This window comes from Citrobacter sp. Colony219 (assembly GCF_019382635.1).
GTDB lineage: Bacteria > Pseudomonadota > Gammaproteobacteria > Enterobacterales > Enterobacteriaceae > Citrobacter > Citrobacter youngae.
The window spans coordinates 608,226-624,529 of sequence record NZ_CP080033.1; the positions used below are offsets into that span (position 1 = coordinate 608,226).

Genomic DNA, 16,304 nt, shown 5'->3' on the forward strand with positions numbered 1-16,304 from the left:
AATCGCCTTACCGGACCAGTACCCCGCAAGCAGCGAACCAGAAAGGTTATGCCAGACGGAGAACAGCGCGCCGGGCAGGGCGGCGAGCGGACCGAAGTAGATTTTGCCCAGCGCAGCGGCGAGGCCGGAGTTCTGCATGCCGACTTCAATCGCCAGCGTGCGGCAGGTGGATTCATCAAAGCCGAACAGTTTCCCGCCCCAGTAGCCGCCAAGCAGGCCAATGGTGTTATGCAGAATAACGGCGATAATCACCACAAAGCCGACCGACGCAATGTGCGATGCAGAACCTGCCACAACAGCGCTGATAATCGCCAGAATGCACACCATAGAAAACGCAGGCAGATACGGTTCTACGGTTTTTACGACGCGTGGGAACAGATGATGAATGACCAGGCCCAGCGCAATCGGAATGACCACAATCTGCAATATACTCAACAGCATTCCCATCACGTCGACCTGAATATGCGCATCAACGTACAGGCGCGTCAGCAGCGGCGTGGCGACAACACCGACCAGTGTTGAAACCGATGAAATCGTCACGGACAACGCCACGTCACCTTTCGCCAGATAGATCATCACGTTAGATGCCGTGCCGCTGGCCACGCTGCCGACCAGCACCATACCTGCGGACAATTCCGGCGGCATATTAAAAGCCAGCGCCAAAATCCATGCGGCGAGCGGCATCACCAGATAGTGCAGGAAAATACCCGCCGCGACCGGGGCTGGGCGTGAGAGTACGCGTTTAAAATCATCCACCTTCAGGTGCACGCCCATGCCGAACATAATCAGCATCAGTAACGACGGCACTAATGGCCCGACAGGCGTAAAGGTGGAGGGCGTGTAATACGCAATAACAGAGAGCAGCAGCGCCCATAACGGGAACAGCCGCGTGAGAGTAGCGAGCATATTGTATTCCTTGCGATTTAAAGATGTTGTGTTGTTATAAAAAAGCCGGGTTCGAGCCCGACTATAGTTATTGTTTATCGCGTGATGGAATATTATTCAAACAAATTATGGTGCAGCTTCTGTACAACCTGCTCGGCTTCAGTACCAGGTACCAGGAAGCACAGGTTGTGGCTGGACGCGCCGTAGCAAATCATCCGAATATTGAACGGCTCCAGTACGCCGAACACCTCTTTACCCACGCCGCAGGCTTTGGACAGGTCGTTGCCAATCAATGCCACCAGCGCCAGGCCTTCTTCCACTTCAACCCGACACAGGGCAGACAGTTCCATCAGCAGAGACTGTGTTAACAGTGTATCGCCGGTGGACGTTGAACCAGTGGTATCCAGCGTCAGCGCCACGCTGACTTCGGATGTGGTAATTAAATCGACCGAGATATTGTGACGTGCCAGGATGCCGAACACTTCCGCCAAAAAGCCGCGAGAGTGCAGCATATTCAGGCTATGCAGTGTCAGCAGCGTCTGCTTACGGCGTAGTGCCAGCGCCCGGAACAGCGGTGGATTCGCGGTTTTATTACATACCAGCGTACCTCCTGCTTTTGGATCCTTACTGGAGCCCACAAACACCGGAATATCGCTACGTACGGCTGGCAACAGGGTTGCCGGATGCAGTACTTTCGCGCCAAAGGTCGCCATTTCCGCGGCCTCTTCAAAGGCGATTTCATCAATACGCTGCGCAGCCGGAACCACGCGCGGATCGGTAGTGTAGATGCCGGGAACGTCGGTCCAGATATCAACGCGCGTTGCGTGTAGGGCTTCTGCCAGTAAGGCGGCGGTATAATCGCTGCCGCCGCGTCCCAGCGTGGTGGTGCGGCCCTTGCCTTCACTGCCGATAAAGCCCTGAGTAATCACCAGACCTTCGCTCAGACGCGGGGCCAACTGGAGCGTCGCCAGTTCAGCCAGCGCCGTGACGTCGGGTTCTGCACGACCAAAACGATCGTTAGTGCGCATCACTTTACGCACGTCAAACCACTGCGCTTGCACGTTGCGTTCACGCAGGATCTCGACGAACAGCAGGGTAGACATCAGTTCACCGTGGCTGACCAGTTCGTCGGTCAGCGCGGTTGAGGTCGCCAGTGACGCCGCTTCTGCCAGTGTGGTGATGTTTTCCAGCAGACGTTCGATCTCTTCACGGATCACGTTTGGATAACGCAGGCGTTCCAGAATATTGAACTGAATTTGACGAATGGCATCGAGTTTTTCGAAGCGCGCGGTTGGCTCCAGCCCTTCAGCCAGTGCGACCAGCAGGTTGGTGATTCCCGCAGAAGCGGAAAGTACCACCACACGGACGTTAGCATCAGAAAGCACGACATCAGCGCTGCGATTCATGGCATCAAAATCCGCCACGCTGGTACCACCAAACTTGGAGACAACTACATCAGTCATAACTACCTCGTGTCAGGGAATGAATAGAGCGACCATGGCACAAAGGAAACCGGTGCAGGCGCAAATGCAAATACCGTATTTATAAATAAAATGTGTAGCTTGCACTGTCAACGCTGGGATTATGCGGATTTTTCATGCTGCAACTGCGTTGAGTAACGGTACTAATAACAACGCTGATAACCGCTATACTTTTTAGCCACGTTTGGCGGATGCCCTGGCAATGGCATTAAAACAATCACACTTTTCTGTGACTGGCGTTACAATCGATCTCAGTCACAATTCTCAAAATCAGAAGAGTATTGCTAATGAAAAACATCAATCCAACGCAGACCTCAGCCTGGCAGGCACTACAAAAACACTTTGAAGAAATGAAAGACGTTACTATCGCGGATCTTTTCGCGAAAGATAGCGATCGTTTCACTAAGTTTTCCGCGACGTTTGACGATCTGATGCTGGTGGATTTCTCCAAAAACCGCATCACTGAAGAGACGCTGGCTAAATTGCAGGATCTGGCGAAAGAAACCGATTTGGCGGGTGCCATCAAGTCCATGTTCTCCGGTGAGAAAATCAACCGTACTGAAGACCGTGCCGTGCTGCACGTGGCGCTGCGTAACCGTAGCAATACGCCGATCATCGTTGACGGCAAAGATGTGATGCCGGAAGTGAATGCGGTACTGGAGAAGATGAAATCTTTCTCTGAAGCGATCATCTCCGGAAGCTGGAAAGGCTATACCGGCAAAGCCATCACCGATGTAGTAAACATCGGTATCGGCGGTTCTGACCTCGGCCCGTTCATGGTGACCGAAGCGCTGCGTCCGTACAAAAATCACCTGAACATGCACTTTGTGTCTAACGTCGATGGTACGCACATCGCCGAAGTGCTGAAAAAAGTGAACCCGGAAACCACGCTGTTCCTGGTCGCTTCCAAAACCTTCACCACCCAGGAAACCATGACCAACGCCCACAGCGCGCGCGACTGGTTCCTGGCGACCGCTGGCGACAACAAGCACGTAGCCAAACACTTCGCAGCGCTCTCCACTAACGGTAAAGCGGTTGGCGAGTTCGGTATTGATACTGCCAATATGTTCGAGTTCTGGGACTGGGTTGGCGGTCGTTACTCCCTGTGGTCTGCAATCGGTCTGTCCATCATCCTGTCCGTAGGCTTCGACAACTTTGTTGAGCTGCTCTCCGGCGCGCATGCGATGGACAAACACTTCTCCACCACCCCGGCTGAGAAAAACCTGCCGGTGCTGCTGGCGCTGATCGGTATCTGGTACAACAACTTCTTCGGTGCCGAAACCGAAGCGATTCTGCCGTACGACCAGTATATGCACCGTTTCGCGGCCTACTTCCAGCAGGGCAACATGGAATCCAACGGTAAATACGTTGACCGTAACGGCAACGCAGTGGATTACCAGACTGGCCCAATCATCTGGGGTGAGCCGGGCACTAACGGTCAGCATGCGTTCTACCAGCTGATTCACCAGGGCACCAAAATGGTTCCGTGCGATTTCATCGCGCCGGCAATCACCCACAACCCGCTGTCGGATCACCATCCGAAACTGCTGTCTAACTTCTTCGCGCAAACCGAAGCGCTGGCTTTTGGTAAATCTCGTGAAGTGGTTGAGCAGGAATATCGCGACCAGGGTAAAGATCCGGCTACGCTTGAGCACGTTGTGCCGTTCAAAGTGTTCGAAGGTAACCGTCCAACGAACTCCATCCTGCTGCGCGAAATCACGCCGTTCAGCCTGGGTGCGTTGATTGCGCTGTACGAGCACAAAATCTTCACTCAGGGCGCGATCCTGAACATCTTCACCTTTGACCAGTGGGGCGTTGAGCTGGGCAAACAGCTGGCGAACCGCATTCTGCCAGAGCTGAACGATGATAAAACTGTTTCTTCCCATGATGTTTCTACTAATGGGTTGATTAACCGTTATAAGTCCTGGCGCTAATCTGCTTCTTCCTTCGAACCGCAGCGGTGTTGGCTGCGTTCGTTAACCCCGGTCACATAGCTATCTATGCTCCCGGGGATTAACGATCTTGCCGCCTTGCTGCAATTCGAATGAATTTGCAGATTACCTGTGATAGAAGCTGATATTATTATCAGCTTTTTTTATAAGATAATTCCACTTCTCCACCTTATTACCTAAAAATTTAATTGAGCTTAATCCTAAAATAATATGTTCAACGTTCTCCTGTTTCTGATGTTTTAAGATTTACCGGATATTGTGTTTTCACTATTATATTTTAACTCTTTGAATTTAATTGTTTTTATTATTTATTGTTAATCGTTTTCTCTCTCGCTATCTAATTATCCTAAATTCCCCTGTGGCGTAATTTGAACACTTTGGCTTGTGTATACTCGATCTCGCCCGAAATTCTTTTGGGTAAATCTCCATTCATGCAATGAAGGGAATTTGTGATGAAAAAAGTTGTGTATGGCCTTTGGGCTATATCTGCGCTTGCGGCGACGTCTGTCTATGCCGCCCCCGTTCAGGTGGGTGAGGCTGCAGGGTCGGCTGCCGCGTCGGTTTCGGCGGGAAGTTCCTCCGCGACCAGCGTGAGCACCGTAAGTTCCGCGGTGGGGGTTGCCCTGGCGGCAACCGGTGGCGGCGATGGTTCTAATACCGGAACCACCACCACGACAACCACCAGTACCCAGTAATACCGGTACGTTTAATTCTAACCACACTTCGGTGTGGTTATTTTGCCTCTCTGGAGAAACGTCGTGAAGCGACCCGCGCTCATAATGGTTTGTCTGTTACTACAGGCGTGCTCAGCCACCACCGAAGGTTTGGGGCATTCGCTGTGGGATAGCGTATTTGGGACTCCCGGCGTACAGATGACGGATGATGAAATCCAAAATATGCCTTACGCCAGCCAGTATATGCAGCTCAACGGCGGTCCCCAGCTGTTTGTGGTACTCGCGTTTGCGGAAAACGGACAGCAGAAATGGGTGACTCAGGATCGGGCCATTCTCGTGACGCAACATGGGCGACTGGTGAAAACACAGCTCGACGGAGACAACCTCATCGAGGTGAATAATCTGGCTGCCGACCCGCTCAGTAAGCCCAATCAGATAGTCGATGGCGCAACGTGGTCCCGTACGATGGGCTGGACCGAGCATCAGAAGGTACGCTATGCCACCGCCCGCTCGGTTTTCACATGGGATGGCGCTGACACCATCAAGGTCGGTAGCGATGAAACGCCGGTACGCATCCTCGATGAAGACGTCACCACCGATCAAACGCGCTGGCATAACCGCTACTGGGTAGACAGTGACGGCATGATTCGCCAGTCAGAACAGTATCTTGGCGCAAGTTTCTTCCCGGTGAAAACTACGCTGATTAAGGCGGCAAAATCATGATGAAACGAATGATTACCGCGCTTTCCTTCAGCCTGTGCGCGGCATCTGTTTTTGCTGCGGGCAGTGTAAAAGTGATCACGACAGGCAGCACCGAAGCAAAAACGCTGACCGGCGCGGAGCATTTGGTCGATCTGGTGGGTCAACCGAAGCTGGCGAATAGCTGGTGGCCAGGTGCGGTCATTGGCGAAGAGCGGGCAACGGCTGAGGCGCAACGTCAGCAGCAGGCATTACTGGATCGTCTGGCGACGTTGAGTGCTGGAGAAAGCGGTGATGATGCCGCGGCTATCAACGCGTTACGCCAGCAAATTCAGGCGCTGAAGGTGACCGGCAGACAGACGATTAATCTCGACCCGGATGTTGTACGCGTCAGCGAGCGAGGCAACCCGCCGCTGCAGGGCAATTACACGCTGTGGGTTGGGCCGCAGCCCACGGATATCACGCTGTTGGGTTTGCTAAGCCACCCGGGTAAACAGCCGTTTATACCCGGACGTGATGTTGCCAGCTATCTCGATGGGCAGCATCGGCTCAGCGGCGCGGATCGTAGCTACGCCTGGGTTGTCTATCCCAACGGACGCACACAAAAAGTGCCGGTCGCCTACTGGAACAAACGTCACATTGAGCCGATGCCCGGCAGCATCATTTTTGTCGGGCTGTGGGACTCTGTCTGGAGCAGCACCCCGGATGAAATCAATGCCGACATTCTTCGCACCCTGACCCAGCGGATACCCGAATAATGAGAAAAACTTATCTGCTCAGCCTGTTGGCGCTGGGTATCAGCGCGGCCTGTCACGGTGAAACGTATCCTGCGCCGATTGGTCCTTCCCAGTCTGATTTTGGCGGCGTGGGGCTGCTGCAAACCCCAACCGCACGCATGGCGCGTGAGGGCGAAATGAGCCTTAACTACCGCGATAACGATCAGTACCGCTACTACTCCGCGTCGGTGCAAATGTTCCCGTGGCTGGAAACGACCCTGCGCTATACCGATGTGCGCACCAAAAAATACAGCAGCGTGGAGTCGTTTTCAGGCGATCAGACATACAAGGATAAGGCGTTCGACCTGAAGCTGCGGTTGTGGGAAGAGAGCTACTGGATGCCGCAGGTGGCGGTGGGGGCACGCGATATAGGCGGAACGGGCCTGTTCGATGCGGAGTATATTGTGGCGAACAAAGCCTGGGGACCGTTTGATTTCTCACTCGGTCTCGGCTGGGGATACCTCGGGACCAGCGGCAACGTCAGCAATCCGTTTTGCTCATACAGCGATAAATTCTGTCATCGCGATAACAGCTACAAGCAGGCGGGTTCCATTGACGGCAGCCAGATGTTCCACGGCCCGGCATCGCTGTTTGGCGGCGTAGAGTATCAGACTCCCTGGCAGCCGCTGCGCCTGAAGCTGGAGTACGAGGGAAATAATTATCAGCAGGATTTTGCGGGTAAGCTGGATCAGAAGAGCAGGTTTAACGTCGGCGCTATTTATCGCGTCACCGATTGGGCCGACGTTAACCTCAGCTATGAGCGCGGCAATACCTTTATGTTTGGGGTCACGCTGCGGACTAACTTTAACGATCTGCGACCACACTATAACGACAACGCCCGCCCGAAATATCAGCCACAGCCGCAGGATGCCATCCTGCAGCATTCGGTGGTGGCGAATCAGCTAACGCTGCTGAAATACAATGCCGGGCTGGCGGATCCTAAAATCCAGGTGCAGGGCGATACGCTGTATGTAACAGGCGAACAGGTGAAATACCGTGACTCGCGCGAAGGGATCGAACGCGCGAACCGGATCGTGATGAACGATCTTCCCGACGGGATCCGCACGATCCGTATTACGGAAAATCGCCTTAACTTGCCGCAGGTGACGACCGAAACAGAGGTTTCCAGCCTCAAGCGCCATCTGGAAGGCGAGCCGTTGGGCCATGAGACTCAACTGGCGCAAAAACGCGTTGAGCCCGTAGTGCCGAAAACGACCGAGCAGGGCTGGTATATCGATAAGTCGCGCTTCGATTTCCACATCGATCCGGTGCTTAACCAGTCGGTAGGCGGCCCGGAAAATTTCTATATGTATCAGTTGGGCGTGATGGGCACGGCAGATTGGTGGGTGACCGATCATCTGCTGACCACCGGGAGTTTGTTCGCCAACCTCGCCAATAACTATGACAAGTTTAACTACACCAACCCGCCGCAGGATTCGCATTTACCGCGCGTGCGTACCCATGTGCGTGAGTATGTACAGAACGACGTCTACGTGAATAACCTGCAGGCCAATTACTTCCAGTCACTCGGGAACGGGTTTTACGGACAGGTTTACGGCGGCTATCTGGAGACCATGTATGGCGGGGCGGGCGCGGAAGTATTGTACCGTCCATTGGACAGCAACTGGGCGTTTGGCATTGACGCCAACTACGTGAAACAGCGTGACTGGCGTAGCGCACAGGACATGATGAAATTCACCGACTACAGCGTGAAGACCGGGCATTTGACGGCTTACTGGAATCCTTCGTTTGCTCAGGATGTTCTGGTGAAAGCCAGCGTGGGGCAATATCTGGCGGGGGATAAGGGCGGCACGCTGGAAATTGCGAAACGCTTCGATAGCGGCGTGGTTGTTGGCGGTTATGCGACTATCACTAATGCCTCGCCGGATGAGTACGGCGAGGGTGATTTTACTAAAGGGGTGTACGTTTCCGTGCCGCTGGATCTGTTCTCGTCAGGCCCAACCCGCAGTCGCGCGGCGATAGGCTGGACACCGTTAACGCGTGATGGCGGTCAGCAGCTAGGGCGTAAGTTCGGTCTGTACGATATGACCAGTGACAGGAGTGAGAATTTCCGGTGATGTGAATGTTGATCGCCCGGTGGCGCTACGCTTACCGGGCATCCGGCAAGAACCGTCATGCGAACAAAATATAAACAAAAAATGTAGATCTCTGTCACATTTTTGCGTTATACAGGAACCTCGCCACTGAGTAAGAGGTGCTGTTATGACGTCGCTATCTCGTCCCCGCGTGGAGTTTATCTCCACCATCTTGCAGACCGTGCTGAATCTGGGGCTGCTGAGTCTGGGCCTGATCCTGGTCGTATTCCTCGGGAAAGAAACGCTGCATCTGGCAGATGTGCTGTTCGCGCCGGAACAAACCAGCAAATATGAGCTGGTGGAAGGACTGGTGGTTTACTTTCTGTATTTTGAATTTATCGCACTGATTGTGAAGTACTTTCAGTCAGGGTTTCACTTTCCGCTGCGCTATTTTATCTATATCGGGATCACCGCGATTGTGCGGTTGATCATTGTCGATCATAAAGCACCTATGGATGTGCTTACCTATTCCGCGGCGATCCTGCTGCTGGTGATCACCCTGTGGCTGTGCAACTCGAAGCGGTTGAAGCGAGAGTAAAAAAACAACACGCCGTCGGGGCGGCGTGTTGCAGGCCAGGATTACTGCGCAGAGGCAGGCTGGGTTTTCTCTGCTGTGGGTTCCCACAGTTCTTCAAGTTCTTCCAGTGTTTTGCCTTTGGTTTCCGGCACGAACTTCCACATGAACAGCGCCGCCAGGATGCCCATACAACCGTAGATCCAGTAGGAGAAACCGTTGTGGAAATGGGAAACCAGCCAGGAGTTTTTGTCCATCATTGGGAAGGTCCAGGAGACGAAGTAGTTCGCCAGCCATTGAGCTGCAACGGCAATGGCGAGCGCTTTACCGCGAATCGCATTCGGGAAGATTTCTGCCAGCAACACCCAACAAACCGGTCCCCAGGACATGGCGAATGCCGCGACATAAAATAGCATCGACAGCAGCGCCACCAGGCCGGAAGCCTGCGTATAAAATGCAGTGCCGAGGCTGAACATCCCAATTGCCATGCCGAGTGCGCCAATGATCTGCAGCGGTTTGCGACCAAATTTGTCCACAGTCATGATAGCCAGCACGGTGAAGCTCAGGTTGATCACGCCGACAATAATGGTCTGCAATAACGCCACATCGGTGCTGGCCCCAAGCGTTTTGAAGACTTCCGGTGCGTAGTACAGCACGACGTTAATACCGACAAACTGCTGGAAGATGGATAACATCACGCCGATAACGATCACGCCTGCACCAAACATCAACAGGCGACCACCGGTTTTGCGTCCATGCTCGAGTGACTGATTAATCTCCTGCATGGCCTGAGTGGCGAGAGTGCTACCCATAATCTTGCGCAGAATACCTTCTGCTTGTTCGTGTCTGCCACGCGCCATCAGCCAACGTGGGCTTTCTGGTACGGTATACAGCAGCAGTAAAAACAGCAGGGCGGGGATACTTTCGGAGGCAAACATATATCGCCAGCCATCGGTATTCAGCCAGTTGGCGTCGCCTGAACGGGCAATAAAATAGTTAACGCAATACACCAGTAACTGGCCAAAAATAATCGCGAATTGGTTAAAGGAAACCAGTTTCCCACGAATATGTGCCGGAGCCAGCTCAGCAATATACATAGGTGAGAGCATTGAGGCTAAACCTACGCCAATACCACCGATGATGCGATAAATAACGAATTCGGGGACGTATCCTGCTAAATAAACAGGCACAGCATTATCGGGGTTAATGGTGGTAAAACCTAATTCTGGCCATGCGGATCCGATGCCGGAAATAAAAAATAACAGCGCAGCGATTTTCAGCGAATCCCGGCGACCAAAGCGGTTACTACAATACCCGCCCAGCGCACCGCCGATGATGCAGCCAATCAACGCACTGGCGACGCAAAAACCCAACAATGAGTTGGCGGCGGATTCACTTAAGTGTTGTGGAGCGACAAATACGGTATTTAAGGATTCTACCGTTCCGGATATGACCGCAGTGTCGTAACCGAATAATAGTCCTCCTAAAGTTGCGACTAATGTAATCGAAAAAATATAACTGGAATTATATTGAGTGTTCATTCAGACCTGCCTTAGAGGGTACAGCTCTTTTGATCAGTGCCGTGATGGTGAATTTAACAGGCAGGGAAGACAATTATCATTTTTTACATTGCAATTACGTTTTGTCTTTTCTGTGATCTTAATTCCGTTTAATTAGTTTATTTCCAGACGAAAAATAGAATTGCAGTGATGGAGAGCACGAAAGGAAATAATCATAACGGCAATGCAAAATAACATAAAAAAAGGGCGCTCCGTAGAGCGCCGAATAACAGTCACAGGTTGGGATAACATAAGTTGAGGGTTGCAGTGGCATTGCCCGTTGCCGGGCGGGGTAACACAACTACTTTGATGAAACTTAACCTTTCACACCACCTGCGGTCAGGCCGTTGACCAGCCAGCGCTGCGCCAGCAGGAATACCAGCGTGATCGGAATGGCGGAAAGTACAGCTGCGGCGGCAAAGTCGCCCCACAAATAGTTCTGTGGATTGAGGTACTGCTGCATACCTACCGCGAGGGTATAGCTGTTCACATCACGCAGCAGCAGTGACGCGACCGGGACTTCGGTAATAGCGGCAATGAACGACAGAATAAATACCACCGCCAGAATCGGAACGGAAAGCGGTAGCAGCACCAGGCGGAATGCCTGCCACGGCGTTGCGCCATCCAGCGCGGCCGCTTCTTCCAGCGAACCGTCGATGGTTTCGAAATAACCCTTAATCGTCCATACATGCAGTGCAATACCGCCAAGATAGGCGAAGATCACGCCGCCGTGCGTGTTCAGGCCGATAAACGGAATGTACTGGCCCAGGCGGTCAAACAACGCGTACAGGGCGACCAGAGACAGTACTGCCGGGAACATCTGGAAAATCAGCATCCCTTTCAGCAGGGTTGCTTTACCCGGGAAACGCATACGGGCAAAGGCGTAAGCACAGGTGGTGGAAAGCGTCACGATACCAATCGCGGTAATGGTGGCCACCTTCACTGAGTTCCACAGCCACAGCAGTACCGGGAACGGCGGCGGCGTCACACGGCCATCTGCGTGCTCAACGCTAAAGCCCAGCGCCAGTTTCCAGTGTTCCCAGGAGATGTTTTCCGGGATCAGGCTACCGGTGGCGAAGTTACCTTCGCGCAGCGAAATAGCAATGACCATCAGCAGCGGGAACATGATCGCCGCGATGAAAATCAGTAGCAGAAGGTGCGTGGTCAATAAACGTAGCTTCTGAGATTTGGGTTGGACCATAGCCATATTCCGTGCCCTCCTTAGTCGAATTTCATTCGTGTGGCTTTCAGGTTAACAATCGCCAGCGCACCCACCAGCAGGAAGATCAGCGTGGCAATCGCCGCTGCCAGACCGAAGTCCTGTCCGCCGCCGCCTTCGAAGGCGATACGGTAGGTGTAGCTCACGAGCAGGTCGGTATAGCCGGCTGGCGTGGTGGTGCCAAGTCGGTCCGGGCCACCGTTGGTCAACAGCTGAATCAGCACGAAGTTGTTAAAGTTAAAGGCGAAGCTGGCGATCATCAGCGGCGTTAGCGGCTTAATCAGCAGCGGTAGCGTTATCTTAAAGAAGTTCTGGAACGGGCCTGCGCCATCCATCGCCGAGGCTTCATACAGATCGTCAGGAATTGCTTTCAGCAGACCCATGCACAGGATCATCATGTACGGATAACCGAGCCAGGTGTTGACGATAATAATCATCGAACGTGCGGTGGTTGGGTCGCTGAACCAGGCCGGTTTGATACCAAACAGTGCGCTCAGCATCATGTTGATTTCACCAAAGCTCTGGTTGAATAAGCCCTTGAAAATCAGAATCGAGATAAACGACGGTACGGCATACGGAAGAATCAGCAGGACACGGTAAATCGCTTTGCCTTTGAGAGACTCCCACTGTACGAGACAGGCCAGCACCATCCCCACAGCAACGGTGAGGATCACTGTCAGAACGGAGAAGACCACCGTCCAGACAAAGATGGCGAAAAACGGTTTCTGGATGCCTTCGTCGGTAAACACGCGAGTGAAGTTATCCCAGCCGATGGCAACGGTATAGCCTGGACTGAGTTTTTCGCTACCCCAGCTACCGTCAGCGTTAATCGCCTGGTAATAACCAATGTCGCTGTTCGGACGGTATTTTACGCCGCTCTGGTTATTGGTGAGCGTGCCGTCGTCAGCGAGGGTATAGAGCGGTTGCGTGCCGGAAAACTGGCGCAGTGAACTCATGATCACTTTGCTTTCATCCGGCAGAATAGCGGTCAGTTGGTTCAGCGCCTGGCGATTCTGGGTGATGATGCGCAGCGTCCCACGTTCGCTTGCTGGTAAGGCATCCGTTTCTTTTAGTTGCAGTTTCTGTTCGCCGCCAAATTTGAAGGCATCGGAAACATAATTTTTGCCGGTTTCACCGTCGGTGAGCGCCAGTTGCCACTCCGTACCCGCCGGATACAGACCGAAGTTGTAGGTTTTACCTGCTTGATAAGAACGATCCATCAGGACTTCCTGAGCACGTTCAAAGGTCAGCTGGTTGGTGCTGCTGTAGTTGGTAAAGGCAATCGCGATGGTGCAAACCAATGGAAACAGAACAAACAGCCCCATACCAGCGACGCCAGGATAAACATAACGCCAGGCATAGGTTTTACGGTTAGCGAAAATATACAGGCCAGCAGAGCTTAAAATCAGCGTCATGATGGCAAACAGGTACTCCCCCTGAGCGTACATCAAAACAACAAGGTAACCGACCAGCAGCCCAAGCAGACCTATCACTGACCATTTAAGCCGGTCGCTTTGCCACCAGTGTTTCTTTTTAATGACATCCATGGGGATCTTCCTCTTTACGCTTTATCCTTCGCACTACCTCTTTGTTGGCTGCGGAAGCGCACCCCAGTCACTTACTTATGTAAGCTCCTGGGGATTTGCCTCCTTGCCGCCTCGATGTAGCGCGAATGATTTCGCGTAACAACGTATTCAATAAACCTGATTCCCTAAGAAATAAGGGAAACCGTATTACTTGGTGATACGACCTTGTGCATCTTTCAGCGCGGCATCGACGGTCTGACGGCCGCTGGCTGCGTTGATCACTGCGGTACGAACGGCATACCAGAATGCGGACATCTGTGGGATGTTCGGCATGATTTCGCCTTTCTGGGCGTTATCCATGGTGGCGGCGATACGTGGGTCTTTTGCTAATTGATCCTGGAAGGATTTCAGCGCCACGGCACCCAGCGGTTTGTCCTTGTTCACTTCATCCAGACCCTGGTCGGTCAGCAGGTAGTTTTCGAGGAACTCTTTCGCCAGTTCTTTGTTCGGGCTGGCGGCGTTAATACCGGCGCTCAGTACCCCAACAAACGGTTTAGACGCTTTGCCTTTGAAGGTTGGCAGCAGCGTGACGCCGTAGTTAATTTTGCTCTTGTCGATGTTCGACCACGCCCACGGACCGTTGATGGTCATCGCCGTTTCGCCCTTGTTGAAGGCCGCTTCTGCGATGGAGTAGTCGGTATCCGCGTTCATGTGTTTGTTCTTGATAAGGTCAACCAGGAAGGTCAGACCCGCTTTCGCGCCAGCGTTGTCCACGCCCACGTCTTTCACGTCATATTTGCCGTTTTCAAACTTGAACGCGTAACCGCCGTCGGCAGCAATCAGCGGCCAGGTGAAGTACGGTTCTTGCAGGTTGAACATCAGCGCAGATTTACCTTTCGCCTTCAGCTCTTTGTCCAGCGCAGGAATTTCTTCCCAGGTTTTCGGTGGATTTGGCACGAGGTCTTTGTTGTAAATCAGCGACAGCGCTTCAACCGCGATTGGGTAAGCAATCAGCTTGCCGTTATAGCGTACGGCATCCCAGGTGAACGGATAGAGTTTGTCCTGGAACGCTTTATCCGGGGTGATTTCAGCCAGCAGGCCAGACTGCGCGTAGCCGCCAAAGCGGTCATGTGCCCAGAAGATGATGTCCGGGCCATCACCGGTCGCGGCAACCTGCGGGAATTTTTCTTCTAGTTTGTCCGGGTGCTCAATGGTGACTTTGATCCCGGTGTCTTTCTCGAATTTTTTGCCCACTTCAGCGAGGCCGTTGTAGCCTTTATCGCCGTTAATCCAGATAACCAGCTTACCTTCTTCAATCTTGGCGAGAGCCGAGGCGGAGAACATCATCGTCGTCAATGCGGACAATGCGAGGATGCGTGCGCCAGTTTTGATTTTCATAGTTCCCATCCTGTTTGGTGATTTTGCAGAGGTGGCTTAACGGTGACTAGTTTCTTTATACGACAACCTCTTTCCATCCTCCTTACCCCTACGCCCCACCCATTCTTTATGTGATCTGTGTTACATAAATGTGAGTAATGCGTACTGGCGCACATAAAAACCCACTGATTTTTGCAAGCGACATCACGAAATTCCTCCACGGCGTACAGCCAGGGTCTCAGACGCTGCGCTCTCATCCTCCCGCCTCCTCCCCCATAAAAAAGCCGGGGGGTGGAGGATTCACGCCGTTAAGGGATAACGCATAGTCAATCCATCAATGAATGTTGCTGTCGATGACAGGTTGTAACGAAGGGAGAAGGGCATGGCGAGCGTACAGCTGCGAAATGTAACGAAAGCCTGGGGTGACGTAGTGGTATCGAAAGATATCAATCTCGACATTCACGAAGGGGAATTCGTGGTGTTTGTCGGACCGTCAGGCTGTGGTAAGTCAACCTTGCTGCGTATGATCGCCGGACTTGAAACCATCACCAGTGGTGATTTGTTTATCGGGGAGACCCGGATGAACGACATTCCGCCCGCCGAACGTGGCGTGGGGATGGTCTTCCAGTCCTATGCGCTGTATCCCCATTTGTCCGTCGCCGAAAACATGTCGTTCGGCCTCAAGCTGGCAGGTGCCAAAAAAGAGGTGATGAACCAGCGTGTTAATCAGGTCGCAGAAGTGCTGCAACTGGCCCATCTGCTGGAGCGCAAACCCAAAGCGCTCTCTGGTGGACAACGTCAGCGTGTGGCGATTGGCCGTACGTTGGTTGCAGAGCCGCGTGTCTTTCTGTTGGACGAACCGCTGTCAAACCTCGATGCCGCACTGCGCGTCCAGATGCGCATTGAAATCTCCCGCCTGCATAAGCGTCTTGGCCGCACGATGATTTACGTCACCCACGATCAGGTCGAAGCGATGACCCTGGCCGACAAAATTGTGGTGCTGGATGCCGGCCGCGTCGCGCAGGTAGGTAAACCCCTGGAGCTGTACCACTACCCGGCTGACCGCTTTGTTGCCGGGTTTATTGGCTCGCCGAAGATGAACTTCCTGCCGGTGAAAGTGACGGCAACGGCGATCGATCAGGTTCAGGTTGAGCTGCCTAACCGCCAGCAAATATGGCTACCAGTGGAAAGCCGTGCGGTGCAGGTCGGCGCCAATATGTCTTTGGGTATCCGCCCGGAACATCTGCTGCCCAGCGATATTGCTGATGTCACCCTCGAAGGTGAAGTACAGGTAGTCGAGCAGCTTGGTCACGAAACACAAATCCATATCCAGATCCCCGCCATCCGTCAGAACCTGGTTTACCGCCAGAACGACGTGGTGTTGGTAGAAGAGGGTGCCACATTCGCTATCGGCCTGCCGCCAGAGCGTTGCCATCTGTTCCGTGAGGATGGCACTGCATGTCGTCGGTTGCATCAAGAGCCGGGCGTTTAAGGTATCCCATTAAAAAAAAGCGCAAAACCGTCAAGGTGAAGCGTTTAAAGAAAA

Annotated in this window: 13 protein-coding genes; 7 read left to right on the forward strand and 6 right to left on the reverse strand. The window is 53.1% G+C overall.

Annotated elements, in window-relative coordinates:
- A partial coding sequence (gene panS, locus JTI85_RS02745; RefSeq protein WP_219352083.1) for a ketopantoate/pantoate/pantothenate transporter PanS occupies window positions 1-906 on the reverse strand: 906 nt, incomplete at its 3' end.
- A gap of 92 nt (window positions 907-998) precedes the next feature.
- Window positions 999-2,348 (reverse strand): lysine-sensitive aspartokinase 3, encoded by a 1,350-nt coding sequence (gene lysC / locus JTI85_RS02750; RefSeq protein WP_003031667.1) that lies wholly within the window; start codon window positions 2,346-2,348, stop codon window positions 999-1,001.
- Between the two features lie 305 nt (window positions 2,349-2,653).
- Here lysC and pgi point away from each other — a divergent pair, with 305 nt between their 5' ends.
- From pgi to psiE, 6 genes are all read left to right on the forward strand, one after another.
- Window positions 2,654-4,300, forward strand: a complete 1,647-nt coding sequence (gene pgi / locus JTI85_RS02755) for a glucose-6-phosphate isomerase (RefSeq protein ID WP_061067011.1) — start codon at window positions 2,654-2,656, stop codon at window positions 4,298-4,300.
- Between the two features lie 470 nt (window positions 4,301-4,770).
- The gene (yjbE, locus tag JTI85_RS02760; protein ID WP_040229828.1) at window positions 4,771-5,013 is read left to right on the forward strand and encodes an exopolysaccharide production protein YjbE; all 243 of its coding nucleotides are present in this window, start codon (window positions 4,771-4,773) and stop codon (window positions 5,011-5,013) included.
- Window positions 5,014-5,076: 63 nt separating this feature from the next.
- Window positions 5,077-5,715, forward strand: a complete 639-nt coding sequence (locus JTI85_RS02765; RefSeq protein WP_219352085.1) for a YjbF family lipoprotein — start codon at window positions 5,077-5,079, stop codon at window positions 5,713-5,715.
- Window positions 5,712-6,449, forward strand: a complete 738-nt coding sequence (locus JTI85_RS02770; RefSeq protein WP_219352086.1) for a capsule biosynthesis GfcC family protein — start codon at window positions 5,712-5,714, stop codon at window positions 6,447-6,449. Before JTI85_RS02765 ends, JTI85_RS02770 begins: the two co-directional genes overlap by 4 nt.
- A complete protein-coding gene (locus tag JTI85_RS02775) occupies window positions 6,449-8,545 on the forward strand; it encodes a YjbH domain-containing protein (protein WP_219352088.1) in 2,097 nt (698 codons plus the stop codon). The genes JTI85_RS02770 and JTI85_RS02775 overlap by 1 nt, the downstream gene beginning before the upstream one ends.
- Before the next feature lie 145 nt (window positions 8,546-8,690).
- A complete protein-coding gene (psiE, locus tag JTI85_RS02780) occupies window positions 8,691-9,101 on the forward strand; it encodes a phosphate-starvation-inducible protein PsiE (protein ID WP_048213940.1) in 411 nt (136 codons plus the stop codon).
- 41 nt (window positions 9,102-9,142) lie between these two features.
- Here the strand turns inward: psiE and xylE are convergent, their stop codons facing one another.
- The 4 genes from xylE to malE form a co-directional block, all read right to left on the reverse strand.
- Window positions 9,143-10,618: a D-xylose transporter XylE gene (xylE, locus tag JTI85_RS02785; RefSeq protein ID WP_219352090.1), complete on the reverse strand. Its 1,476-nt coding sequence runs from the start codon at window positions 10,616-10,618 to the stop codon at window positions 9,143-9,145.
- 334 nt (window positions 10,619-10,952) lie between these two features.
- Entirely contained in the window at window positions 10,953-11,843 is an 891-nt protein-coding gene (malG, locus tag JTI85_RS02790; RefSeq protein WP_016155340.1) for a maltose ABC transporter permease MalG, read from the reverse strand.
- Between the two features lie 14 nt (window positions 11,844-11,857).
- Window positions 11,858-13,402, reverse strand: a complete 1,545-nt coding sequence (malF, locus tag JTI85_RS02795) for a maltose ABC transporter permease MalF (RefSeq protein WP_048213938.1) — start codon at window positions 13,400-13,402, stop codon at window positions 11,858-11,860.
- Window positions 13,403-13,588: 186 nt separating this feature from the next.
- Complete coding sequence (gene malE, locus JTI85_RS02800) at window positions 13,589-14,779, reverse strand: maltose/maltodextrin ABC transporter substrate-binding protein MalE (protein ID WP_061067017.1); 1,191 nt, start codon at window positions 14,777-14,779, stop codon at window positions 13,589-13,591.
- Between the two features lie 361 nt (window positions 14,780-15,140).
- Between malE and malK the strand changes: the two genes are divergently transcribed.
- Window positions 15,141-16,250: a maltose/maltodextrin ABC transporter ATP-binding protein MalK gene (gene malK / locus JTI85_RS02805; protein WP_005132674.1), complete on the forward strand. Its 1,110-nt coding sequence runs from the start codon at window positions 15,141-15,143 to the stop codon at window positions 16,248-16,250.
- The last annotated feature ends 54 nt before the right edge of the window (window positions 16,251-16,304 follow it).